Genomic DNA, 1,764 nt, shown 5'->3' on the forward strand with positions numbered 1-1,764 from the left:
CCGTCCCCTTCGACGACCACGCGACCGGCGGTCGGCGCGGGAAAGTGTGTACCGAGGACCAGGGTGCCGGTGCCGGCGAGCCGGCCGAGCAGCGCGCGCCGGGTGACCTCGGCCCGCACGGGGTCGATGTCCACGCAGCTGCCGATCTCCGGATGCGCCAGCTGTACGGGGTGATGGACGGCGTCCCCGGTGACGAGGGCGGCCGCGCCCGCGCTGCTCACCTGCACGGCGACCTGCCCGGGGGTGTGCCCTGGCGTGGGCAGCAGGCGCAGCCCGCCGGCCACGTCGATCCCTTCGGCCGGTACGTCGACCAGGTCGAGCAGGCCCGCCTCCTCGACCGGCACGACGGAGTCGCGGAACATGCCGCGCCGCGCCTCGTCCATGTCGTAGGCGGCCCAGAACTCGTACTCGGCCCTCGATGTCAGGTAGCGGGCGTTCGGGAAGGTCGGCACCCAAGTCCCGCCGACTTCCCGGGTGTTCCATCCGACGTGGTCGGTGTGCAGGTGGGTGAGGATCACCAGGTTGACGTTCTCGGGGGTGAATCCGATGTCCGCGAGGCGTGCGAGGTAGTCGGTACGGAGGTGGTGCCACGCCGGGTCGGCCCTCGTCTTGCCGTTGCCGATCCCGGTGTCGACGAGGACGCGGAGGCCGTCCACCACCAGCGCGAAGCTGTGGCTGTCGAGGTGCAGGACGCCGTCCGGGCCCGCGAAGTCGGGCCGCAGCCAGGCGTGCTCGGCCACCGTGTCCGGGGTGGCGGCCGGCAGCAGCCACGTTCCGGTCGTGGGCGGCAGGGGCACCTCGTCGACGCGGTGGACCGTGATCTCCCCGATGGTCCAGTGGGCAGCGGATCCGGACGGGGCCGGCTCGGTGAACTGAGCGGTGGGCATGCGCGTGTTCCTTCGTCTGCAGAGGACCGGCCAACAGCAAAAGCGATTCATTCGCTTTAAGTGACCGTAGGTCCTACCGGGGGCTAACGCAAGTCGTTAGCTTTAAGGCGTAGTGATCATTCCGTCGTTCCCCTGAAGGAAGGCAGCACGTGTCCGCCTCGAACCTCACACCCCCCGAAGCCGCCCGCTGGGCCGCACGGTCGGGGCTCCCCCTGGCGCCGGACCGCCACGCGCAGGTGGCGGTCACCGCCGAGCACATCCACGCGGTCGTATCGCTCCTGCGGGAACTGGACTTCGGCGAGACACCGCCCGTCGCGGTGTACCGCGCGGGAGGGGAGCGGCACGATGCGGCCGTATGAGCTGACCGTGGCCGAAGCGGCCCGGGCCGTACGCGCCCGGCGGCTCTCGCCGGTGGAACTGGTGGACTCCTCGCTGGAGCGCATCGCGCGGGTCCAACCGCACCTGAACGCCTTCACCGCCGTGACGGCCGACCTCGCGCGCGACACGGCCCGCCGGGCGGAGCCGCCGTGGAGTCCGGCCGGACCAGCGTGACCTGGGGGACGGCAGCGTCGAAAGCGTCGCCGACGCGTACGTGTGGCTGTCGGCCCCGGCCAACCTCACGGGCGTTCCCGCGCTGACCCTGCCCGTCGGCCTGGACTCGGCGGGACTGCCGATCGGCATGCAGCTGATGGGAAGGCCCTTCGGCGAGGCCACACTGCTCCGGGCGGGCCACGCCTACGAACGCACCGGCACGGCGCGCGGTCTGGCCCCGGAGCGGGTGTCCTAGTGCTGTGGCCGGGAAGGTTTGCCGGGTTGCGGCGTCCGGTGTGGTGCATCGCAAGGCGGAGGGCCGCGGCTCGTACTGGACGTACTCGCG

General features: G+C 71.8%; 3 protein-coding genes and 1 pseudogene. 3 read left to right on the forward strand and 1 reads right to left on the reverse strand.

The genetic code is table 11. From position 1 onward, the window contains the following. Positions 1–887, reverse strand: an 887-nt coding sequence (locus ACWGIU_RS37165; RefSeq protein WP_453712476.1) for an MBL fold metallo-hydrolase, incomplete at its 3' end; no start/stop codon positions are given. Between the two features lie 149 nt (positions 888–1,036). Between ACWGIU_RS37165 and ACWGIU_RS37170 the strand changes: the two genes are divergently transcribed. The 3 genes and pseudogenes from ACWGIU_RS37170 to ACWGIU_RS37180 form a co-directional block, all read left to right on the forward strand. Continuing rightward, a complete protein-coding gene (locus ACWGIU_RS37170; RefSeq protein WP_453712477.1) occupies positions 1,037–1,246 on the forward strand; it encodes a hypothetical protein in 210 nt (69 codons plus the stop codon). After that, the gene (locus ACWGIU_RS37175) at positions 1,233–1,439 is read left to right on the forward strand and encodes a hypothetical protein (protein ID WP_453712478.1); all 207 of its coding nucleotides are present in this window, start codon (positions 1,233–1,235) and stop codon (positions 1,437–1,439) included. Before ACWGIU_RS37170 ends, ACWGIU_RS37175 begins: the two co-directional genes overlap by 14 nt. After that, positions 1,412–1,674: pseudogene (locus tag ACWGIU_RS37180) on the forward strand (amidase family protein); the annotation flags it as partial. The gene ACWGIU_RS37175 and the pseudogene ACWGIU_RS37180, both read left to right, overlap by 28 nt. Positions 1,675–1,764 lie beyond the last annotated feature (90 nt).

This window comes from Streptomyces sp. NPDC054840, from assembly GCF_053611065.1.

Bases quoted from the DNA above. Each gene is read 5' to 3' on its own strand.
- ACWGIU_RS37175 (WP_453712478.1), top strand. From the start codon at position 1,233: ATGCGGCCGTATGAGCTGACCGTGGCCGAAGCGGCCCGGGCCGTACGC.